The organism is Bradyrhizobium sp. CIAT3101 (assembly GCF_029714945.1).
GTDB lineage: Bacteria > Pseudomonadota > Alphaproteobacteria > Rhizobiales > Xanthobacteraceae > Bradyrhizobium.
Window position 1 is genome coordinate 4,032,721 of record NZ_CP121634.1, and the last position, 19,163, is coordinate 4,051,883.

General features: G+C 65.3%; 24 protein-coding genes. 12 read left to right on the top strand and 12 right to left on the bottom strand.

Translation table 11 applies throughout. The features are described 5' to 3' along the window. The first annotated feature begins 181 nt into the window (after positions 1-181). A complete protein-coding gene (locus QA645_RS18965) occupies positions 182-421 on the top strand; it encodes a hypothetical protein (RefSeq protein WP_254132002.1) in 240 nt (79 codons plus the stop codon). Between the two features lie 188 nt (positions 422-609). Here the strand turns inward: QA645_RS18965 and QA645_RS18970 are convergent, their stop codons facing one another. Then, positions 610-1,164: a flavodoxin family protein gene (locus QA645_RS18970; protein ID WP_283052174.1), complete on the bottom strand. Its 555-nt coding sequence runs from the start codon at positions 1,162-1,164 to the stop codon at positions 610-612. A gap of 92 nt (positions 1,165-1,256) precedes the next feature. After that, positions 1,257-1,724, bottom strand: a complete 468-nt coding sequence (locus QA645_RS18975; RefSeq protein ID WP_283052177.1) for a helix-turn-helix domain-containing protein — start codon at positions 1,722-1,724, stop codon at positions 1,257-1,259. A gap of 121 nt (positions 1,725-1,845) precedes the next feature. Here QA645_RS18975 and QA645_RS18980 point away from each other — a divergent pair, with 121 nt between their 5' ends. Both QA645_RS18980 and QA645_RS18985 read left to right on the top strand, forming a co-directional pair. Continuing rightward, the gene (locus QA645_RS18980) at positions 1,846-2,619 is read left to right on the top strand and encodes an SDR family oxidoreductase (protein WP_283052179.1); all 774 of its coding nucleotides are present in this window, start codon (positions 1,846-1,848) and stop codon (positions 2,617-2,619) included. A 172-nt stretch (positions 2,620-2,791) separates the two neighbouring features. Further along, a complete protein-coding gene (locus QA645_RS18985) occupies positions 2,792-2,974 on the top strand; it encodes a hypothetical protein (protein WP_254131998.1) in 183 nt (60 codons plus the stop codon). 57 nt (positions 2,975-3,031) lie between these two features. Here QA645_RS18985 and QA645_RS18990 read toward each other — a convergent pair whose 3' ends face one another. After that, positions 3,032-3,640, bottom strand: coding sequence for an NAD(P)H-dependent oxidoreductase (locus QA645_RS18990; RefSeq protein WP_254131997.1), 609 nt, complete (start codon positions 3,638-3,640; stop codon positions 3,032-3,034). An 84-nt stretch (positions 3,641-3,724) separates the two neighbouring features. Between QA645_RS18990 and QA645_RS18995 the strand changes: the two genes are divergently transcribed. Continuing rightward, complete coding sequence (locus QA645_RS18995; RefSeq protein WP_283052182.1) at positions 3,725-4,135, top strand: helix-turn-helix domain-containing protein; 411 nt, start codon at positions 3,725-3,727, stop codon at positions 4,133-4,135. On the opposite strand, the gene dprA is transcribed toward QA645_RS18995, so the two are convergent. Continuing rightward, positions 4,132-5,274 (bottom strand): DNA-processing protein DprA, encoded by a 1,143-nt coding sequence (gene dprA / locus QA645_RS19000; RefSeq protein ID WP_283052184.1) that lies wholly within the window; start codon positions 5,272-5,274, stop codon positions 4,132-4,134. The genes QA645_RS18995 and dprA overlap by 4 nt on opposite strands. 90 nt (positions 5,275-5,364) lie before the next feature. On the opposite strand from dprA, the gene QA645_RS19005 reads away from it, so the two are divergent. Next, a complete protein-coding gene (locus QA645_RS19005; protein ID WP_283052186.1) occupies positions 5,365-6,609 on the top strand; it encodes an amidase in 1,245 nt (414 codons plus the stop codon). Here the strand turns inward: QA645_RS19005 and QA645_RS19010 are convergent. The 4 genes from QA645_RS19010 to QA645_RS19025 form a co-directional block, all read right to left on the bottom strand. After that, positions 6,601-7,782 (bottom strand): patatin-like phospholipase family protein, encoded by a 1,182-nt coding sequence (locus QA645_RS19010; protein WP_283052188.1) that lies wholly within the window; start codon positions 7,780-7,782, stop codon positions 6,601-6,603. The two genes, QA645_RS19005 and QA645_RS19010, sit on opposite strands and share 9 nt — an antisense overlap. Before the next feature lie 150 nt (positions 7,783-7,932). Then, positions 7,933-8,529 (bottom strand): glycerol-3-phosphate 1-O-acyltransferase PlsY, encoded by a 597-nt coding sequence (plsY, locus tag QA645_RS19015; protein ID WP_254135437.1) that lies wholly within the window; start codon positions 8,527-8,529, stop codon positions 7,933-7,935. Positions 8,530-8,582: 53 nt separating this feature from the next. Beyond that, the gene (locus QA645_RS19020) at positions 8,583-9,884 is read right to left on the bottom strand and encodes a dihydroorotase (RefSeq protein WP_283053255.1); all 1,302 of its coding nucleotides are present in this window, start codon (positions 9,882-9,884) and stop codon (positions 8,583-8,585) included. A 5-nt stretch (positions 9,885-9,889) separates the two neighbouring features. Next, on the bottom strand, positions 9,890-10,837 hold the full coding sequence (locus tag QA645_RS19025; protein WP_200515468.1) for an aspartate carbamoyltransferase catalytic subunit: 948 nt from the start codon (positions 10,835-10,837) through the stop codon (positions 9,890-9,892). Between the two features lie 224 nt (positions 10,838-11,061). On the opposite strand from QA645_RS19025, the gene QA645_RS19030 reads away from it, so the two are divergent. The 3 genes from QA645_RS19030 (at position 11,062) to QA645_RS19040 (ending at position 13,558) form a co-directional block, all read left to right on the top strand. Beyond that, positions 11,062-11,826: a M15 family metallopeptidase gene (locus tag QA645_RS19030; RefSeq protein ID WP_283053256.1), complete on the top strand. Its 765-nt coding sequence runs from the start codon at positions 11,062-11,064 to the stop codon at positions 11,824-11,826. 20 nt (positions 11,827-11,846) lie between these two features. After that, a complete protein-coding gene (locus tag QA645_RS19035) occupies positions 11,847-12,650 on the top strand; it encodes a type II CAAX endopeptidase family protein (RefSeq protein WP_283052193.1) in 804 nt (267 codons plus the stop codon). 149 nt (positions 12,651-12,799) lie between these two features. Next, positions 12,800-13,558, top strand: coding sequence for a type II CAAX endopeptidase family protein (locus QA645_RS19040; RefSeq protein WP_283052194.1), 759 nt, complete (start codon positions 12,800-12,802; stop codon positions 13,556-13,558). Here QA645_RS19040 and QA645_RS19045 read toward each other — a convergent pair. The 3 genes from QA645_RS19045 to ruvX are packed head-to-tail and all read right to left on the bottom strand — an operon-like array spanning position 13,555 to position 15,440. Beyond that, the gene (locus tag QA645_RS19045; protein WP_283052196.1) at positions 13,555-14,487 is read right to left on the bottom strand and encodes an AEC family transporter; all 933 of its coding nucleotides are present in this window, start codon (positions 14,485-14,487) and stop codon (positions 13,555-13,557) included. The genes QA645_RS19040 and QA645_RS19045 overlap by 4 nt on opposite strands. Positions 14,488-14,491: 4 nt before the next feature. Beyond that, positions 14,492-14,947, bottom strand: coding sequence for a hypothetical protein (locus QA645_RS19050; protein WP_283052198.1), 456 nt, complete (start codon positions 14,945-14,947; stop codon positions 14,492-14,494). A gap of 13 nt (positions 14,948-14,960) precedes the next feature. Continuing rightward, on the bottom strand, positions 14,961-15,440 hold the full coding sequence (ruvX, locus tag QA645_RS19055; RefSeq protein ID WP_254135435.1) for a Holliday junction resolvase RuvX: 480 nt from the start codon (positions 15,438-15,440) through the stop codon (positions 14,961-14,963). A 46-nt stretch (positions 15,441-15,486) separates the two neighbouring features. Between ruvX and QA645_RS19060 the strand changes: the two genes are divergently transcribed. Further along, positions 15,487-15,702 carry a hypothetical protein gene (locus QA645_RS19060; RefSeq protein WP_283052201.1) on the top strand — a complete coding sequence of 72 codons (216 nt, stop codon included), beginning with the start codon at positions 15,487-15,489 and terminating at the stop codon, positions 15,700-15,702. Here QA645_RS19060 and QA645_RS19065 read toward each other — a convergent pair. Then, positions 15,689-16,579: a LysR family transcriptional regulator gene (locus QA645_RS19065; protein WP_283052203.1), complete on the bottom strand. Its 891-nt coding sequence runs from the start codon at positions 16,577-16,579 to the stop codon at positions 15,689-15,691. The genes QA645_RS19060 and QA645_RS19065 overlap by 14 nt on opposite strands. A 96-nt stretch (positions 16,580-16,675) precedes the next feature. Between QA645_RS19065 and QA645_RS19070 the strand changes: the two genes are divergently transcribed. From QA645_RS19070 to gatC, 3 genes are all read left to right on the top strand, one after another. Next, complete coding sequence (locus QA645_RS19070; protein WP_283052205.1) at positions 16,676-17,653, top strand: nitronate monooxygenase; 978 nt, start codon at positions 16,676-16,678, stop codon at positions 17,651-17,653. A 17-nt stretch (positions 17,654-17,670) separates the two neighbouring features. Further along, positions 17,671-18,747 (top strand): nitronate monooxygenase family protein, encoded by a 1,077-nt coding sequence (locus QA645_RS19075; protein WP_283052207.1) that lies wholly within the window; start codon positions 17,671-17,673, stop codon positions 18,745-18,747. 76 nt (positions 18,748-18,823) lie between these two features. Further along, positions 18,824-19,111, top strand: coding sequence for an Asp-tRNA(Asn)/Glu-tRNA(Gln) amidotransferase subunit GatC (gene gatC, locus QA645_RS19080; RefSeq protein WP_157330292.1), 288 nt, complete (start codon positions 18,824-18,826; stop codon positions 19,109-19,111). Positions 19,112-19,163 lie beyond the last annotated feature (52 nt).

The following is a 19,163-nucleotide window of genomic DNA, read 5'->3' on the forward strand; positions in this document are numbered from 1 at the left end:
GATTCGGATCGGCCCTTTCGACCCGAACATGGGTGGTGAGGCCCTCGCTGTCAAATCGAAGGGTGTTGAAAGCCCGCCAAATGGGAAAAGTTTCATATCGAGAAAGTTGCGAAATACCACCTTGGAGTTGTGGCCGGTGTCGGCGTAATGTTTCTGCGGGGCATGGATTCGGGTGGGGCTGGTGGCAAAGCCAGGAAAGAAACGGGCGCGCGCCGCAACGGGCGTGCGGGGAGGCTCGCGCAACGAGGAACCGGGGGAGGGCGGGGTCGATGAGGCCGTGGGCTTCATCGCCGAGCAGGTGGGCGCATTGCGCAAGCTCGCCGAGCGGCACAAGCTCGACGTGCTGCATTATCTCCTGGGGATGACCAAGCTCGAGGCCGACGAGCATTTGCGGCTGCGGAGCAAGCGCAAGCTGTCGTGAGGGGCTGGTGCTTTTATCAGACCCGTCATCCTGAGGTGCGAGTGGCACGATGCGAAGCATCGCGCCGGGAGCCTCGAAGGATGCGCGGCCGAGATGCAGCCAGGCCGTCGCCCTTCGAGGGCCGCTGAAGAAGCGGCCACCTCAGGGTGACGGGGAGATAGTTGAGCGCGCCGCTCTCACGGACGTGGTTAGCCGTTGCGCCCAGCCATCTTCGCCAAACGCTGGCCGAGATATTCGGCCGTGCTCAGATCGCTCTGCGGCAAGGCATCGTCGATCAAATGCGTCGCCAGTCCGAGCTGGCTGCCGAGGCGATTGCGACCGCCCGGATCCTCTCCGCCCGGGACATCCAGCCCGCACCAGAGCATGCCGTGCTGGGCCGCCAGAATGGAAAAATACGTCAGCGTGTGCAGTTGATCGCCGCTTGGACATGCGCCCGTCGTGAAGCCGCCTGCGATCTTGTCGGCCCATCGCTGCTCGCTCCATCGATCACTTGAAGCGTCCGCGAAGGCTTTGAACTGCGCCGATGGTCCGCCCATGTAGGTCGGGCTGCCAAACGCGACCGCGTCGGCGCGGTCGATCGTCTCCAGCAATCGACCATTCTGGAAGCGGCCCGACACGATGTCGTCGCCGGCGATCCGACACAGCGCGACCTCCGTCAGCCCGTCCGCGCCGTGCGCCACTGCATGCGCCAGCTTCTCGGTGGTGCCGGAGATGGAGAAGTAGACGACGGCGAGCAGGGGCATGGTGGCGCCACTTTGGGTGTCGAGCCATCTTCGACGTCGTCTATGTTTTGTACAAGTCCCTCGGCGTCGTCATTGCGAGCGCTTTGCCTTCATTACGCCGACCGTCGCCGCGGTGCTGGTCGCGGCTTCAAGGTGATATCGGCCAGGCTGAGCAACCGGCCATCCTCGGCGTGCAGCTCGAGCTTCTTCACCGGACGGCCCTTGGCACGATCAATCATGATGGTGTCGATCTCTTCAGGGCTGTCGTCGAACTCCTCGCTCCACTGCCGGAGCGCGACCAGGATCGGGAAGAGGCCGCGTCCCTTCGGCGTCAGCACGTACTCTTGATAGGCGCTGCCGTCGGAGGCGGGGGTCATCGCCAGGATGCCGTGGTCGAGCATGGATCGCAGCCGCACCGACAGGATGTTCTTGGCCATGCCGAGCTTGCTCTGAAACTCGCCGAAGCGGCGCAGGCCCAGCATCGCTTCGCGGATGATCAGGAGCGTCCACCAGTCGCCGATCACCTCCAGCGACCGCGCGACCGGGCAGCCGTCGCCCTCAAAACTCGTTCGTTTCACCATCGTCCTGGTCCTGTCGCGTTCGCCCGATTTCGGCGCCGATCACGCGCTTGTGTGGTTGCATCATAAAACCATTCGGCCTAGATGGCAACATAGTTTCATAATGCAACCAATGGAGACGACCATGAGGCTGAAGAACAAGACGGCGCTGATTACCGGCGGCAACAGCGGCATTGGACTGGCGACGGCAAAGCTGTTCGTGGCCGAGGGCGCCAAGGTCATCATCACCGGGCGCAACAAGGAGACGCTGGAGGCCGCAGCGAAGGAACTCGGACCGAATGCGATCGCACTCGTCGCCGATGCCACCGACATCGCCGCGACCGAGGCCGCGATCAAGAAGGGCACCGAAAAGTTCGGCAAGCTCGACATCTTGTTTGCCAATGCGGGCATCCCCGGCGGCACGCCGCTGGGATCGGCGACGCTCGATGTGTTCGAGAAAGTCATCAGCACCAATCTCACCGGCGTATTCTTCACCGTGCAGTCGGCGCTGCCTTATCTCAACGACAACGCCTCGATCATCCTCAACGGCTCGGTGATCTCCGTGCTCGGCATTCCCGGCTATTCGGCTTACGGCGCGGCGAAGGCCGGCGTGCGGGCGATGGCGCGGATCATGGCCTCGGAACTGTCGCCGCGCGGCATCCGCGTGAATGTCGTTGCGCCCGGTGCGATCCGCACGCCGATCTGGGGCGCTGCGATCGCGACGCCCGAAGCGGAGAAGGCCTTCGAGAAGCGTATCGGGCTGTCGACGCCGCTCGGGCGAATTGGTGAACCGGATCACATTTCGAAGACGGTGTTGTTCCTCGCCTCCGACGATGCCGGTCACATTCAGGGCCAGGAGATCTTCGTCGATGGCGGCGCGGTTGCGTCGCCGAGCGGCGCACCGATCTATCGCGGTTGATCGACGTTTGCGAAAATTGAATCGGTCGGCGCGCGAGACACGGTTGCGTCGGCCGGTTCCCACATCTTGCGAGACATGTTTTCTGAAGCTTGCGTGATGCGTTGAACCTTCGCGCAGGTTGCCAAGACCTTCTTACGGGCAGGGTCATAAGACCCATTTAAGGGAGCCCGTTATGCCAAAAGCAGCACGCATTTATTCTCCGATTTCAGCACCGCGTATTTACACCGAACGTTCAGCAGTTCCCGCCAAGCACTCCGACACGTCCGAGTTCATCGGGGTCGCCATCTTCTCCGGCATCGGGCTTTTCATTTCGCTTCTCGCCGTGATCCTGGGCGTGCAGGGCGCCTGGTTTTAGTCCATTCGAACTGTCAGCCGCCGCCGGAGTCCGGCAGCGGCTGTCGTCGGCGTTACCTTACGCCGCGCGCAAGCTGGTGGCCGCCTGGAGCGCGCCGGCCAGCGCCTTTTCGCGATGATCGGGACCGACCTGGATTCCGTCTGCGACGATGAATTCAGGATTGATGCCGATGAAGCCGAACACCCCACGCAGATAGGTTTCGAGATGCTCGAGCGCGGCCATCGGCGTATCCGCGCCATAGTAGCCGCCGCGTGAGATCGCCAGGATCACGCGCTTGCCGCCGGCAAGGCCCTGCGGTCCGTTCGCGCCATAGCTGAACGTCTTTCCTGCGACGACGACGGCACGGTCGATCCACGCCTTGAGCTGGCTCGGAATCGTAAAATTGTACATGGGCGCGCCGATCACGACGATGTCGGCCGCCAGGAACTCGTCCAGCGCGGCAGCGCCGGCAGCGAGGTCAGGGCCGAGTTCGGCAGGCGCGGGTGCGCCCTGTGCGACGGCCAGGTGAGGTCCTGAGAGGTGGGCGAGCGGGACCTGGGTCACATCGCGGTAGACCACTTCGAGCGAGGGCGTCGCCTGTCTGAGCCGGTCGACGATGGCGGCGGAAACCTGCCGGGAGACGGAGTGGGGGCCGAGCACGCTGGAGTCGATATGGAGGAGTTTCATTTGGGGTCACCCATGGTATAGATTTGTAACCCGCACTACATGAGTGACTATCAAAACCCCCGCAAGAACGCACTTTTTTGAGCCATGGGCACATCTTTGAGACCTGCACACACCGATTTTCCTGCCCCACGGGTGCCGAACCCCGACCATTCCGACTGTCGCGGCGTGGCCTCGGTGCTGTCGCGTGTCGGCGACAAATGGAGCGTGTTCGTCATCATGAACTTGAGCGACGGACCGAAGCGCTTCAATGAGCTGAAGCGGATGATCAACGGCATCTCGCAGCGGATGCTGACCCTGACGCTGCGCGGGCTGGAGCGCGACGGCCTCGTCACGCGCACGATTTTCCCGACCATTCCCCCGCGCGTCGATTACGAGCTGACCGATCTCGGCCGTGGACTCCAGGAGCCGGTGAAGGCGCTGGGCGAGTGGGCGATGGGCCATCTGATGCAAATTGAGGCCGCACGCACGCGCTTCGACGAGCGCAACGGCGGTTAGAGCAACGAGACGAGTCCGCCGCCGTGGCGCTCGAGCCGGCCGGCGAGCTCGAGCTCCAGCAGCACCGTGCGCACGATCGCGGGCGAGGCGCCGGACATCCGCACGAGATCGTCGATCGAGATCGGCGTGGGACCGAGCAGGCTCGTGATCTGGTCGCGGTCGTGCCCTTGCGGATCGTTCTCGAACGGCTCGCTGTCGGGCTCGCTCGCAGGACTCATCAGCGGCCGCTCCATGATCGGCTGGACCGCGTTGATGATGTCGGAGGCTTCGGTGACGAGGGTCGCGCCCTGCTTGATCAGATCATTGGTGCCGGCGGCGCGCGGATCGAGCGGCGAGCCCGGGACGGCGAACACTTCGCGGCCCTGTTCGGCGGCCATGCGTGCGGTGATCAGCGAACCTGAACGATGCGCGGCCTCCACCACGACCACGCCGAGCGAGGCGCCCGAGATCAGCCGGTTGCGGCGGGGAAAGTCGCGGGCGCGCGGGTCGTGGCCGAGCGGCATTTCGGAGATCGCCGCGCCCTGGTGATCGAGGATCGCGGTGAGCAGATCGCCATGTTCGGGCGGATAGATGCAATCATGTCCGCCGGCGAGCACCGCGATCGTGCCGCTGTCGACGCTGGCGCGATGCGCGGCCTGATCGACGCCGCGGGCAAGTCCGGAGATGATGATGAAGCCGGCCTCGCCGAGCTCGCGCGCGAGCTGGCCGGCGAATTTCAAGCCGGCGCCGGAGGCATTGCGCGAGCCGACGATGGCGATCATCGGGCGCATCAGCGTTGCGTTGTCACCGCGCACGGCGAGCAGCGGCGGCGCATCGTCGAGTGTCGCGAGCCGCGTCGGATAGCCGTCCTCGCCGGGCGCGAGCCAGGCGATGCCGAACTTGCGGCTCGCAGCGAGCTCGGTGCTTGCTTCGTCCACACTGCAGATGCGCCCGGATCGCGACGCACCGCCGCGGCGCGCCAGATCCGGCAGCCGCTCAAGCGCGGCGCGGACGTTGCCGAAGTGATCGACCAGCGAACGGAAGGTGCGCGGCCCGACATTGTCGGAGCGGATCAGCCGCAGGTGGTCGATCCGTTCAGCCTCGGTCAGCTCCACGCTTTGGTTGATGGCGTCCACGGCGTCTCCTTGTGGCGGCAGCATGGAACAACCTGAGGGCGTGGGCAACAGCAGCGTGCGCTTGCACGGCCTCGTCGCGATGCTAAAAGCGGTCCCAATAAGAAGGATTTTGCCATGATCTCACTTGCCGACCTCCAGCGCCGCATCGCGAGCGGCGAGCTTTCGCCGGATGACGCGGTCGCCCAGTCGCACGCGGCGATCGAGGCACGCGAGAAGGACGTCCGTGCCTTCGTCCGTCACGACAAGTCGGCGAAAGCCCAGGCCACCGGCCCGTTGCGGGGCATCGCGGTCGGCATCAAGGACATCATCGACACGGCCAATATGCCGACCGAGATGGGCTCGGAGATCTATCGCGGCTGGCAGCCGCGCGCGGACGCGCCGGTCGTGATGATGCTGAAGCGGGCAGGCGCCACCATCATCGGCAAGACCACGACGACGGCGTTCGCCTCGCGCGATCCGACGCCGACGCTCAATCCGCACAATCTGGGCCATACGCCGGGCGGCTCGTCCTCGGGCTCGGCGGCAGCCGTCGGCGCCGGCATGATCCCGCTGGCGCTCGGCACCCAGACCGGCGGCTCGGTGATCCGGCCCGCCGCCTATTGCGGCGCTGCTGCGATCAAGCCGTCGTTCCGGATGCTGCCGACCATCGGCGTGAAATGCTATTCGTGGGCGCTCGACACGGTCGGTCTGTTCGGATCGCGTGCGGAGGATCTCGCGCGCGGACTTTTGGGGATCACCGGGCGGACCGAATTCGACGGCATTGCGCCCGCGAAGGCGCCGCGCATCGGCGTGGTCCGGCAGGAGTTTGCCGAGGCCGTCGAGCCGGCGGCGGAAGAGGGGTTGCTGGCGGCGATCAAGGCGGCCGAGAAGGCCGGCGCCAGCGTCCGGACGATCGATCTGCCGGAGTCGGTGAAGGAGGCCTGGCGCATCCATCCGATCATCCAGGATTTTGAGGCACATCGCGCGCTCGCCTGGGAGTTTGACCAGCATCACGACGAGATCGCACCGATGCTGCGCGAAAGCCTCGATGCGACCGTCGGATTGACGTCGAAGGAATACGACGACGCGCGCCGGATCGCCCGCCGCGGCCGTCGCGAGCTCGGCGAGCTGTTCGAAGGTTTCGACGTGCTGCTGACCTATTCGGCGCCGGGCGTAGCGCCGGCCAAGGAGCTCGCCTCGACCGGCTCGCCCCGCTACAACCGGCTGTGGACGCTGATGGGCAATCCCTGCGTCAACGTGCCGGTGATGAAGGTCGGTGGCCTGCCCATCGGCGTGCAGGTGATCGCGCGCTTCGGCAACGATCCCGTCGCGTTGGCGGCGGCGTGGTTCTTGGAGAACGCGCTGGCGAAATCAGGCTAGCACCGGCTCGGCGGCGCGTGCGCGCGCCGGCTGCGAGACGCCGGCGCCTTGCCCGAGCCAGCGCTCGGCAGCCTCGCGGCCGCTCCGGTGCAGCAGGCGAATGAAGCCGCGGCCGAGATCGGTCGATGAGCGCTGTGCAAGGCCCTCGATCGAGTCTTCCGCGGCGATCGTCGAGAGCCTCAGCGCGGGGGCTGCGTGCGACTGCGCCCATGCGATCGCCGCGATCTCGGCTTTGAGCGCGGCGTTGGACGCGATCTGGTCGAGGCGGCGATCGATCGCAGCGAGCGTGATCGGTACGTAGCTGTCGCGCGCGGGCGTGACCTGGACGAGCAGCAGGTCGGCGGTCGTCGATTGCTGCGCCAGTGCTATCAGCGGCGGATTGCCGCCAAGGCCGCCATCCCAATAGGCTTCACCGTCGATCTCGACGGCGCAGTGAACCAGCGGCGGGCAGGTCGAGGCGAGAGCGACGTCGGCAGTGATCGCGTCATTGCCGAAAATCTGCTGCTGGCCGTCGCGGATCCGCGTCGCCGCGATCAGGAGCCTTGGGCATTTGGCATCACGCAAGCCCGCGAAATTGATGTCGCGCGACAGCGCCTGCCGCAGCGGATCGAGATCGAACGGATCGAACTGGCCGGAGCGCAGCGTCGGCCCGAACGCGACCGAGCTCCCCGCCGGCGAGAAACCGCCGATCAGCATCAGCGAGCGGAACGAGGCCTCATGCATCAGCCGGAGCCAGAACCGGTTCAGCCGCGCGCGTGCCGCTTCGCGGCCGCCTTCGGCAAGACCGCCCGCGAGCAGCAGCGCGTTGATGGCGCCGGCGCTGGCGCCGCTGATCGTGTCGAATTCAATGGACGGCTCTTCCAGGAACCGCTCCAGCACGCCCCAGGTGAAGGCGGCAAAAGTCCCGCCGCCCTGAAGCGCCAGTGACAGTCGTGGCGGCGGCCATTGATCGGCGTGCAGCTGAGCAGGCGCAGCACGCGCGGGGGCGGTGACGATCTCGACCGGGACAGGAGCCTGCGAGACGGGCGCGGGTGGTGTCGAAACGGCGATAGGTTTTGGTGCGGGCGGCGGCACGGGCGCATCGGACCAGATGTTGGTCGAAGAGAGCAGCCGGCTTGCCGCAGTGCCCTGCGAGCCGCCGTCGTCATGCGTGCCGTCAATCTTCTCGCTCATTCTGAGCAACCGCGTAACGCCATCTCCGCTGTCAGGATGACAGGCATGGAACCCGTTCGCCACTATCGCCGGCGAGCCGGCGACGAGTTGCGAACAGGATTTGGCATATAATGCGGAGGCCTTGCGGCGGTATCCGTACTTTTTCCGGAATTACGCCTTCTCGCCGATCCGGCCTTCTTTTCCCGATTGCAATCGCTTGATGTTCTCGCGATGCATGTAGAACAGCAGCATGGTCAGCACCGCGCCGAGCGCTGCGAGCGCGAGCTGGCCGAACCACCACAGGAACAGCGGCGTGATGAAGGCCGCCACCAGCGCCGAGAGCGAGGAATAGCGGGTGGTGAAGGCGGTCGCGAGCCAGATCAGGCAGAACACCACCGCGCCGGGCCAGAACAGGCCGAGCATGATGCCGATATAGACGGCAACGCCTTTGCCGCCCTTGAACTTGAGCCAGACCGGGAAGAGGTGGCCGAGGAAGGCGCCGAGGCCGGCCAGCATCGCGGCGTTGGGGCCGCCGATGTAGCCTGCGATCACCACGGCTACGGTGCCCTTGAGCGCGTCGAGCAGCAGGGTGGCGGCGGCGAGGCCCTTGCGGCCGGTGCGCAGCACGTTGGTGGCGCCGATATTGCCGGAGCCGATCGAGCGCAGATCCTGGGTGCCGGCGAGCCTGGTCAGCACCAGCCCGAACGGTACAGAGCCGAGCAGATAGCCGATGACGAAGGCCACCGGCAGGAATGCATCAAGCGCCATGGCGGTGTCTCCATGGCTGACATAGCCAGCGCCCATGTCTGTCCCTCCGCACGTCAGACATGCTCGAAAACCGTTCGCCCGCCGACGATGGTCCTGATAGCGCGGCCTGTAAAGCGGGCTTCGTCGAACGGGGTGTTCTTGCAGGGCGATTTGAGGTCGGCGGGATCGACCACCCAGGGCACGTCGGGGTCGATCACGATGACGTCGGCCGGTGCGCCGGTGCGCAGGGTTCCGCCGGGCAGGCCAAGCAGTTCGGCCGGCCGGGTCGACATCGCCCGGATCAGCGTCTTGAGGTCGATCTCGTCATTGTGGACCAGCCGCAGGCCCGCCGGCAGCATGGTCTCCAGACCGATCGCGCCGGGGGCTGCTTCCGCGAACGGCAGGCGCTTGACCTCGACGTCCTGCGGATTGTGGTCGGACATGATGACGTCGACGAGGCCGGAGGCCACCGCCTCCACCAGCGCGCGACGATCGTCCTCGGTGCGCAGCGGCGGCGACACCTTCAGGAAGGACCGGTAGGGGCCGATGTCGTTCTCGTTCAGCGCCAGATGATTGATCGAGACCGAGGCGCTGACGGCAAGGCCGGCGTCGCGGGCGCGCTTCAGGATCTCGAGCGACTCGATGCAGGACAGCGCCGCGGCGTGATAACGGCCGCCGGTCAGCGCGACCAGACGCATGTCGCGTTCGAGGATCACGGCCTCGGCGGCCTTCGGGATGCCCATCAGGCCGAGGCGCGAGGCGAACTCGCCCTCGTTCATCACGCCTTCGCCCACGAGATCGGGGTCCTCGGTGTGATGCACGATCAGCGCGTCGAAATCGCGCGCGTAGGTCAGCGCACGCCGCATCACCTGCGAATTGGTGACGCTGCGGTCGCCGTCGCTGAAGGCGACGGCGCCGGCGGCCTTGAGCAGGCCGAACTCGGTCATCTCCTCGCCGCGCATGCCCTTGGTGAGCGCCGCCATCGGCTGGATGTTGACGATCGCGGTGTCGCGCGCGCGGCGCATCACGAAATCGACGGTGGCGGAGTTGTCGATGACGGGCGAGGTGTCGGGCTGGCAGATGATGGTGGTGATGCCACCGGTCGCGGCCGCCTGGCTCGCGGAGGCAAAGGTCTCGCGATGGCTGAAGCCGGGCTCGCCGACGAAGGCGCGCATGTCGATCAGGCCGGGGGCCACGATCTTGCCGGAGCAGTTGACGACGTCGGTGCCCTCGGGGACGCCGGCCGCGCCAATGCCGCGGCGGGTCTCGCGGATGATGCCGTCGGCAATCAGGACGTCGCCGGTTCCGTCGAAATCGCGGGAGGGATCGACGACGCGGGCGTTGGCGAGCAGGATCGGGCGGCGGTCGGTCAGCATGGGCATCACGCGTTCGGCAGGTTACGGGCGAGCGCTTCGAGTACGGCCATGCGCACGGCGACGCCCATCTCCACCTGTTCGCGGATCAGGGACTGCGCGCCGTCGGCCACGGCCGTGTCGATCTCGACGCCGCGGTTCATGGGGCCTGGATGCATCACGAGTGCATCCGGCTTGGCGTAGCCGAGCTTCTTCTGGTCGAGCCCGAAGTAGTGGAAATATTCGGAGGTCGACGGCACGAAGGAGCCGTTCATGCGCTCGCGCTGCAGCCGCAGCATCATGACGATATCCGCGCCGTTGAGCCCTTCGCGCATGTCGCGCGCGACCTCGACGCCCATCCGCTCGATGCCGGGCGGCAGCAGCGTGGAAGGGCCTACGACGCGGACGCGAGCGCCCATGGTGTTGAGCAGGATGATGTTGGAGCGCGCGACGCGCGAATGCAGCACGTCGCCGCAGATCGCGACCACGAGGCCCTCGATCCGGCCCTTGTTGCGGCGGATGGTGAGCGCGTCGAGCAGAGCCTGGGTCGGGTGCTCGTGCGCACCGTCGCCGGCATTGATCACGGAACCGTCGACCTTGCGGGCCAGCAGTTCCACCGCACCGGAGGCGTGATGGCGCACCACCAATATATCCGGGTGCATGGCGTTCAGCGTCATCGCGGTGTCGACCAGCGTCTCGCCCTTCTTGATGGACGAGGAGGACACCGACATGTTCATGACGTCGGCGCCGAGGCGTTTGCCGGCGAGCTCGAACGAGGACTGGGTTCGGGTCGAAGCCTCGAAGAAGAGGTTTACCTGCGTCCGTCCACGCAGGACGGTGCGCTTCTTGTCAACCTGGCGGTTGAGCTCGACATATTCTTCGGACAGGTCGAGGAGGCCGCTGATGTCGGCCGCGGAAAGGCCCTCGATGCCCAGCAAATGCCGGTGGCCGAGGACGAAGGTCGATTTCGATGTCATTAAAGCGAGAGCTATAGGCGTGGATGGCGGGGGGAGCAAGGGCCAATGCCGGGGCGGGGAGTTATCCCCCGATCTGTCGGTTTGGGTTCATTGTTTCCGTCATGCCCGGGCATAGCCGTTCGAAGGACGGCGTCGCTTCCGCTAGCCTATGTCCCGGGCATCCACGTTCTTGCCTCGGCGCCGCAAAAAGGGCGTGGATGGCCGGGACAAGCCCGGCCATGACGATGGGGGCAGATCTCGTGAAATCATTTTTAATTGCGGCCATTGCGATAACCACATTCTCATCCGCCCACGCCCAATCGCTTCCCGGCGGCTTCGTCTATTTGCGCGACGTCGATCCCACCATCATCCAGGACATCCGCTACGCGAGCTCCAACAATTTCATCGGCCGCCCGATCGCCGGCTACGGCGCCGGCGAATGCGTGGTGAAGCGCGAAGTCGGGCTGCGGCTGAAAGCCGTGCAGCAGGATCTGGCAGCACAGAATCTGTCGCTCAAGATGTTCGACTGCTACCGGCCGGCGCGCGCCTCGCTCGATATGGTGAAATGGTCGCAGAACGGCCACGAGACCGCCGCCGACCGGCGCTACAATCCGCGCATCGCCAAGACCGAGCTGTTTCGCCTCGGCTATATCGCGAGCCGCTCGCAGCACTCTACGGGTGCGGCGTTGGATCTGACACTGGTCGATCTCAAGGCCGACAATTCCGCCAGGATCGATCCGTCAAAATCCTACGCCGACTGCACGGCGCCGGTCGCGGCGCGGTTGCCGGAAGGCAGCGTCGACATGGGCACCGGCTATGATTGCACCGATGCGATGGGGCATACCGCAGCACCGTCGATCACACAGGATCAGCGCGCCTGGCGCAGGCGGCTGGTGGCTGCGATGGCGAAGCAAGGCTTTGTGAACTATTCGAAGGAGTGGTGGCATTTTTCCCTGCCGGGGGCGGGCGGGGCGGCCTATGATTTCCCGATCCAGCCGCGGCGGAACTGATTCCGGCCGCAGGAAGCACCATGACAGAGCCCGCGATCATCACCGACGACGTCAATTCCCTCGATCCCGTCCATCCGGCGCTCACCGCAACATCGGCGGAGCAGGCGCCGCTGCGCGTCTGGAAGTTCTGGGGCACGGCGCTGTGGGGCCTGCTCGTCTTCGTCGCGATGTTCGTCGGGCAGGTCGGGGCGATCCTGCTGCTGGTCGCGCTGCGCGCCCTGCCGCTCGACATGGCCTCGATCCAGTCGGTCGGTCATGAGCCGCAGGCACTGGCGCTGTCCGTCATCATGGGCCTGCCTGCGACGTTAGCTGCGGTGTGGCTCGCCATCCGCATCAAGAAAGCATCCTTCGTCGACTATCTCGCGCTGCGCTGGCCGGCCTGGAGGCAGCTCCTGCTCGGCGCCGCCGGCCTCATCCTGGTCGTGATGGCCTGGGAAATCGTATCGCGATCGCTCGGCCGCGAGGCCACGCCGGGCTTCATGACCGATCTCCTGAAATCGGGCCGCGACAAGGGCGCGGCGCTGTCGCTGTTGTTCGCCTTCAGCGTGGCGGCACCGATGTCGGAGGAGGTGCTCGCGCGCGGCTTCCTGTTCCGCGGCTGGTCGGCGAGCTTCCTGCGCGTGCCCGGCGCGATCATCCTGTCCTCACTGGTGTGGACGGCGGTGCACCTGCAATACGATCTGTACTTCCTCGCCGAGGTGTTCTCCATCGGCCTCTGGTTCGGCTACATGCGCCACCGCGCCAACTCGCTCTGGCTCACCATCGTGCTGCACGCGCTGAACAACATGACGGCGGTGGTGCTGACGATGTGGCTGGGAGAGTAGCCAAGGTCCCGCCGCTCAGGGTTTCTGCCTGGCGCCGCATGCGTACCGCCGTTGCGTGAGCCGTTTGTTGTTGACGATCGACAACGCGCCCAAATACTCTGGGTAGAGTTTTTCTTCTCTACTCGCGAAAAGTTGTCGCAAATTCCTTTATGAAAGATCTCAAAAACACGGGCAATCCTGTCTCCGCTTCGCAGGCCGCGCCTCGGACGTGGGATTTTTGGGAGACACTGCTCGTTGCCTTGATCGCGACCGCTGCGTACCTTCTAACTGGGGGACTAGCGCTTAGCTTTTTGCTTGCCGCATCTGGTGCGGCGAGGACGCTATCTCCGGCAGAGGTTCAAGCGCTCTGGCTACACGAGCAATGGCAAAGCTCCGGAGTGTTTTTTGGAGGCCCGGCTTCGATCGGGGTGCTCTGGATTGCCATTCGGATGGCCCGCAGAGGATTTGCGGAATACCTTGCATTGAATTGGCCGAGTGCGGGCGAGGTAATCCGAGCGTTGTCAATAATGACGATGATTCTCGCCATTGAACTGTTCGTAACAGCAAAACTGAACGTGCCGACAAGCCCGGTTCAGAGAACTATCGTTGCCGGAGGAGTTGTCGGCCTAATCGTTTGGTTCGTCGGAACGTGCGTCGGGGCACCGATCATCGAGGAACTCCTCTTTCGCGGGTTTATATTCCGAGGTTGGTCTCAATCGTTTCTCGGTCCTGTTGGTACGATAGTTCTGGCGTCGGCAATATGGGCGATGCAGCATACCCAATACGATTGGTACAGCCGCTTTTGCTTATTTATCTCTGGACTTGCGTTTGGGCACTTTCGAGCCCGCACCGGTTCTACTTGGCTACCAGTGATAGCTCATTCCGCGATGAATATTTTCGTCCTATTCATCACTCCGGTCTCTGTTTAAAGACGGGCCCCAGCAAGAACGATCGCGATCGGCATCGTGATCGCCGCCAAAATCGTCTGCAGCGTGATGATCTGTGCCAATAGAGGCGCATCGCCGCCCATCTGGCGGGCCAGCACGTAAGCGCTCGGCGAGGTCGGCACGGCGGCGCAGATCGCGACGATCGCGAGGTTGGTGCCGGTCAGACCGAACCAGACGGCGAGCGCCAGCGCGAGCACCGGCATCAGCGCCAGCTTGAACGCCACGCCGAGGGTCACGCCAAGGCTCGGGCGAAGCAGGCCCTTGAGCTGGAGGCCGGCGCCGGTGACGAGCAGGCCGATGGCGAGCGAAGAGCGGCCGAGCGCGTCCGCAACCTCGTGCCAGATCCTTGGCAGCGGCAGATGGATGACATTGATGACGAGACCTATGACGCAGGCCCAGATCAGGGGATTGCGGACTACCGTCATGATGATCGCGCGCGTGGACTGCTTCTCGGGGGAAGCGTAGTGCGCCAGCACGGCGACGCTGAACACGTTCACCAGCGGGATGATCGCGACCATCGCGACCGAGGCCAGCGCCAGCCCGACGTCGCCGTACAAATTGGCGGATACGGACAGCGCCACATAGGTCTGCCAGCGCGTCGCGCCCTGGAAGATCGAGGTGAAAGCGGGGCCATCGATGTCCAGCCGCGACAGCGCCGGACGGAGTGCGAGGCAGAGCAGCGACATCGCGAGCGCCGACAGCAGCAGCGCGCCGCCGACGCCGGCGACCGGCGCCTGTGAGAGGTCCGCCTTCACCAGCGTCTGGATCAGCAGCATCGGAAACAGCACGAAATAGGTCAGCCGCTCCAGCCCGTGCCATTGCGTGTCGAGCCGCATCAGGCTGTGCCGCAGCACCACGCCGAGCACGATGAGGATGAAGACCGGCAGCAGAGCCGCGATCACGACGGCCATGCGCCTATTCCTTTTTCAACACGAAATCGGCCCCGCGCGTCCCGAAGCGGGGGCCCTTTGGCGTGATGGTGTGCTTCGGGTCCATCCAGTCGCCGGTGATCTCGTCCGCGGCGGTGAAGTGGGCGACATAGAGCCCATCGAGGACGGCGTCATCGCCCTTGATGTATCCAGTTTCGGTCCACTTGATCAGCGAGCCCTCGACCGCTCCCTTCACTTTTGTCGTCGTGTCGAAGGTCGGCCACTCCATCATGCCGGTGAATTCATTGCCCGAGATCGCGTCGATGGTCACTTTGACGGCGAAGCTGTCGTTGATGTCGTGCGAATATTGATTGAACGTCCCGGACCAGATGCCCTTGAGCTCCGAGGCGGCATGATCTTCCGTGGCAAAGGAAGCCTGGACGGCGAGCAGAGCAAGGAGAAGGGCGCCGATCGATATTCTTGTTCTTGCCGGCAATTGCATTCGTCGCTTCCAATCAGCCTTGTCGAAGATTGGCGAGCCGGTCGAGTGCGCCCTGCAGGATGAAGATGGCGGCGTGCTCGTCAATCACCTCGGCGCGCTTGGCGCGGCTGACGTCCATGCCGATCAGCTCGCGCTCGACGGCGGCGGTCGAGAGGCGCTCGTCCCAGAGGCCGATGGGAAGCGCGGTCAGATTGGCCAGATTGCGGGCGAAGGCGCGGGTCGATTGCGCGCGCGGGCCCTCGCTGCCGTCCATGTTGATGGGCAGGCCGAGCACGAAGCCGACGACCTTGCGCTCCGTGGCGATCGCAAGGAGGCGGGCGGCGTCCTGCTTGAACTGCTTGCGCTGGATGGTCTCGACGCCCGTGGCGAGCCTGCGGTCCGGATTGGATACGGCAACGCCGATGGTCTTGGTGCCGAGGTCAAGGCCGATCAGCCCGCCGCGTTCGGGCCAGTGGGTTGCAGCATCGACGAGAGGCAGGATAAGAGCCGGCATGATGTAGCGCATATCACGCGTCGCGCAGCGGAGTGAACCCGGAACAATGGATGCACTGACGTTATTCGGCTTGTTTGCCGTCAGCGCGATGCTGGTCTGCTATGCCCTGGAGGATCGCAGCCATTGGTTCGTGCTGCTGTTCGCGGCCTCCTGCGCGCTCGGTTCGGCCTACGGTTTCCTGCAGGGCGCCTGGCCGTTCGGTCTGGTCGAGGCGATCTGGGCCTTGGTTGCGCTGCGGCGATGGTGGATCAGGCCGCGATGATTTCGTCGTCCTTGGTCAGGCACGACAAGAAGCCACTCAGCGCGCTGGTTTGATGGCCGGCGCGCCGCTGGATGAACAGCGTCTCGACGCGCGCATGCTGCGGATTGAGCGTGTGCATCGTCACGCTGCCGTTCATCGCGCTGCGCTCGACCACCGCGCGCGGCAACAGCGTCACGCCCATGTCGGCGGCGACGCAGCCGATCATGCCGTCGAGGGTGCCGAGCTCGAAGCGCGCGGCCGAGGGCCAACCGAACTCGACAAAGATCTGCTCGAGGCGCTGGCGGTAAGTGCAGCCCGCGCGGAACGCCAGTGCCGTCGGGCCTGACTCCGGCGTGCCGGCGCGCAGCTCGGCGAGCGAGGCCCAGCGCCGTGCGCTGACCAGCACCAGCTCTTCGCGGAAGGCGCTGGCCGCGTTGAGATCGGCATGCGCGATGGGACCTGCGACAAAGGCACCATCGAGCGTGCCTTCGAGCACGCCGGCGACGAGATCGGCTGTCGGTGACGTGCGCAGGCTCAGCCGCACGGCGGGGAAGCGGCGATGAAAGTCGGCGAGCAGCGGCGGCAGCCGCACGGCTGCCGTCGTCTCCATCGAGCCGATCGACAGCGGCCCCTTGGGTTCGCCATCGTCTCGCGCCGCGAGCACCGCCTCATGCGACAGCGCGGCCATTCGCTGGGCGTAAGGCAAAAGGCGCTTGCCGGCGCCCGTCAGCGCCATGCCTCGGCTGTGACGCTCGAACAGCGGTGTGCCGATCTCGGCCTCCAGGGCCTTGATGCGCTGGGTGACATTGGATTGCACCGTGTTGAGCTCTTCGGCGGCGCGGGTGATGCCGCCGGTCCGGGCCACCGCGGCAAAGGTCTGGATGTCGCTCAGTTCCATGGCGTCGTTTCGCTTTTGTGATGGCAGCGTTCGCAACAATTCATTTTTCGAGAATGCTAGTTGCGCCTAATGTCCCTGTCCAGAGTGGAAGACCCCATGCCGATCACCACGCCGCTGACGGAGCTTCTCGGGATCAGGCATCCGATCCTGTCGGCGCCCATGGACACGATCGCGGGCAGCCGGCTGACGCGCGCCGTCAGCGAGGCCGGTGGGTTTGGGATTCTCGGTGGCGGCTACGGCGACCGGACCCGGCTTCAGGCCGAGGCGGCCGAGCTGAAGGGCTTTGCGCCGTTCGGGATCGGATTCATCACCTGGAGCCTGGCCAAGCAGCCCGAGCTTCTCGACATCGCGCTCGATGCCCGCCCACAGGCGGTCATGCTGTCCTTCGGCGATCCCGCGCCGTTCGCGCCGCGCATCAAGGCGAGCGGCGCGCGATTGATCTGCCAGGTGCAGAGCGAGGACATGGCGAAACAGGCGCTCGATGCCGGCGCGGAGATCTTGATCGCGCAGGGGACGGAAGCCGGCGGCCACGGCGCATCGCGCACCACCGTCGATATCGTGCCCGCGATCGTCGATCTCGCCGCCGGGCGCGTGCCGGTCGTCGCGGCCGGCGGGATCGCGGATGGTCGCGGCCTCGCGGCGATGATGATGTTGGGTGCATCCGGCGTGCTGATCGGCACGCGCTTCTACGCAAGCGTCGAGGCCAATGGCGCTGCGGAAGCGAAGGAGCGCATCCGCACGTCCGATGCAAACAACACGGTGCGCGGCGTCGTTCCCGACTGGTCGCGAAAACTGTTCTGGCCGGCGCCGTTCACCGCACGCACGCTGATCAACACCCATATCAAGAGCTGGACCGGCCGCGAGGTCGAGCTGCTGCAGCGCGCTGACCAGATTGCCAAGGACTATGCCGCGGCAAAAATGGCGGGCGATTTCGAAATTGCGGCCGTCTTTGCGGGAGAAGCGGTCGGCCTGATCCATGATATTCCACCGGCGGCCGAGATCGTCGAACGGATTGCGACCGAAGCCGAGCAGTTGCTTGCCGGCCGGCGCAACTCGCTCGCATCGCTCGCCTGAACCAGGAGAGACACACCATGTGGCCTGACCGTCGACTGATCGATCTCTTCAAGACCGAATTCCCGATCGTGCTGGCGCCGATGGCCGGCGTGATGGATGCGGAGCTGGTGATCGCCGTGGCGGAAGGCGGCGGACTTGGCTCGTTGCCGAGTGCGATGCTGTCGCCGGAGAAGGCGCGCGAGCAGGTCAACATCATTCGCCAGCGTGTGAAGGCGCCGGTCAACATGAACTTCTTCTGCCACACGCCGATTGAGCTCACGGCGGAAGCCGAAGCGCGCTGGAAGCAACGGCTCACGGGCTATTACACCGAGCACGGCCTCGATCCGTCGGCACCGATCAATGCGGCGAACCGCGCGCCGTTCGATGCCTCTTTCTGCGAGGTCGTCGAGGAGCTGAAGCCGGAGGTGGTCAGCTTCCATTTCGGTCTGCCGGAGGCGGCGCTGCTCAAGCGCGTCAAGGCGGCGGGCTGTCTCGTCATTTCGTCGGCGACCACGGTGAAGGAAGCGGTCTGGCTCGAACAGCGCGGCGTCGATGCCGTCATCGCGCAAGGCGCCGAGGCCGGCGGCCATCGCGGCATGTTCCTGACCGACAAGATTGCCGAGCAGCCCGGCACGTTTGCGCTGGTGCCGCAGGTCGCCGATGCCGTGAAGGTACCGGTGATCGCGGCCGGCGGCATCGCCGACGGGCGCGGCATTGCGGCAGCCTTCGCGCTCGGCGCCTCCGGCGTGCAGATCGGCAGCGCCTATTTGCGCTGTCCGGAGTCCAAGGTCAGCGCCGGTGGCCGCAAGGCGCTTGCCGAGGCGCGGGACGATTCCACCGTCATCACCAATGTCATGACTGGCCGCCCGGCGCGTGGCGTCCAGAACCGCCTGATGCGCGAGGCGGGCCCGATCTCGCCGGATGCACCGCCATTTCCCCATGCGGCGACCGCGCTGGGGCCGCTGAAGACGGCTGCCGAAAAGCAGGGCAGGGTGGATTTCACCAATCTCTGGGCCGGACAGGCCATTGGCATGGGGAGGGAGCTTCCCGCCGCCGAATTGACCCGGGATCTCGCGAAATCGGCCTTGGCACGCCTCCGCCAGATGGCGGGGTAGGTCCCAGCGCCGGTTGCGGCGCAAAACCGGCCTCTGCTATACGGCACATAGGTTTTGCCGTGAGAGGCCTTATATAATGTCCGTCGACGCCACTACCGTCCGCCGCATCGCGCATCTGGCGCGCATTGCGGTGTCCGAGGACGAAGTTCCGCATCTGCAGGGCGAGCTCAACGCCATGCTCGCCTTTGTCGAGCAGCTCTCGGAGGTCAATGTCGAGGGCGTGGAGCCCATGACCTCGGTGACCCCGATGCAGATGAAGAAGCGGCAAGACGTGGTCAATGACGGCGAGATCGCCGACGATATCGTTGCCAACGCGCCTGCGACCGAAGGTCACTTCTTCCTGGTGCCCAAGGTTGTTGAATAGTTTTCAGAGCGTTTTCGAGCGAAGTGGATACCGGTTCGCGTAAAGAAAACGC

What these genes read in the sequence shown, in the direction of transcription:
- QA645_RS19010 (WP_283052188.1), bottom strand. Translation starts at nt 7,782, where the DNA reads ATGAGCGAGAAGATTGACGGCACGCATGACGACGGCGGCTCGCAGGGC.
- QA645_RS19020 (WP_283053255.1), bottom strand. Translation starts at nt 9,884, where the DNA reads ATGCTGACCGACCGCCGCCCGATCCTGCTCGCCAACGCCCGCGTCGTC.
- plsY (WP_254135437.1), bottom strand. Translation starts at nt 8,529, where the DNA reads ATGGCGCTTGATGCATTCCTGCCGGTGGCCTTCGTCATCGGCTATCTG.
- QA645_RS19030 (WP_283053256.1), top strand. Translation starts at nt 11,062, where the DNA reads ATGGGGGCAGATCTCGTGAAATCATTTTTAATTGCGGCCATTGCGATA.
- QA645_RS19025 (WP_200515468.1), bottom strand. Translation starts at nt 10,837, where the DNA reads ATGACATCGAAATCGACCTTCGTCCTCGGCCACCGGCATTTGCTGGGC.
- QA645_RS18970 (WP_283052174.1), bottom strand. Translation starts at nt 1,164, where the DNA reads ATGCCCCTGCTCGCCGTCGTCTACTTCTCCATCTCCGGCACCACCGAG.
- QA645_RS18990 (WP_254131997.1), bottom strand. Translation starts at nt 3,640, where the DNA reads ATGAAACTCCTCCATATCGACTCCAGCGTGCTCGGCCCCCACTCCGTC.
- QA645_RS19045 (WP_283052196.1), bottom strand. Translation starts at nt 14,487, where the DNA reads ATGGCCGTCGTGATCGCGGCTCTGCTGCCGGTCTTCATCCTCATCGTG.
- QA645_RS19035 (WP_283052193.1), top strand. Translation starts at nt 11,847, where the DNA reads ATGACAGAGCCCGCGATCATCACCGACGACGTCAATTCCCTCGATCCC.
- QA645_RS18985 (WP_254131998.1), top strand. Translation starts at nt 2,792, where the DNA reads ATGCCAAAAGCAGCACGCATTTATTCTCCGATTTCAGCACCGCGTATT.
- QA645_RS19075 (WP_283052207.1), top strand. Translation starts at nt 17,671, where the DNA reads ATGTGGCCTGACCGTCGACTGATCGATCTCTTCAAGACCGAATTCCCG.
- dprA (WP_283052184.1), bottom strand. Translation starts at nt 5,274, where the DNA reads ATGCTGCCGCCACAAGGAGACGCCGTGGACGCCATCAACCAAAGCGTG.
- QA645_RS19040 (WP_283052194.1), top strand. Translation starts at nt 12,800, where the DNA reads ATGAAAGATCTCAAAAACACGGGCAATCCTGTCTCCGCTTCGCAGGCC.
- QA645_RS18995 (WP_283052182.1), top strand. Translation starts at nt 3,725, where the DNA reads ATGGGCACATCTTTGAGACCTGCACACACCGATTTTCCTGCCCCACGG.
- gatC (WP_157330292.1), top strand. Translation starts at nt 18,824, where the DNA reads ATGTCCGTCGACGCCACTACCGTCCGCCGCATCGCGCATCTGGCGCGC.
- QA645_RS18980 (WP_283052179.1), top strand. Translation starts at nt 1,846, where the DNA reads ATGAGGCTGAAGAACAAGACGGCGCTGATTACCGGCGGCAACAGCGGC.
- QA645_RS19005 (WP_283052186.1), top strand. Translation starts at nt 5,365, where the DNA reads ATGATCTCACTTGCCGACCTCCAGCGCCGCATCGCGAGCGGCGAGCTT.
- ruvX (WP_254135435.1), bottom strand. Translation starts at nt 15,440, where the DNA reads ATGCCGGCTCTTATCCTGCCTCTCGTCGATGCTGCAACCCACTGGCCC.
- QA645_RS19070 (WP_283052205.1), top strand. Translation starts at nt 16,676, where the DNA reads ATGCCGATCACCACGCCGCTGACGGAGCTTCTCGGGATCAGGCATCCG.
- QA645_RS19060 (WP_283052201.1), top strand. Translation starts at nt 15,487, where the DNA reads ATGGATGCACTGACGTTATTCGGCTTGTTTGCCGTCAGCGCGATGCTG.
- QA645_RS18975 (WP_283052177.1), bottom strand. Translation starts at nt 1,724, where the DNA reads ATGGTGAAACGAACGAGTTTTGAGGGCGACGGCTGCCCGGTCGCGCGG.
- QA645_RS19050 (WP_283052198.1), bottom strand. Translation starts at nt 14,947, where the DNA reads ATGCAATTGCCGGCAAGAACAAGAATATCGATCGGCGCCCTTCTCCTT.
- QA645_RS19065 (WP_283052203.1), bottom strand. Translation starts at nt 16,579, where the DNA reads ATGGAACTGAGCGACATCCAGACCTTTGCCGCGGTGGCCCGGACCGGC.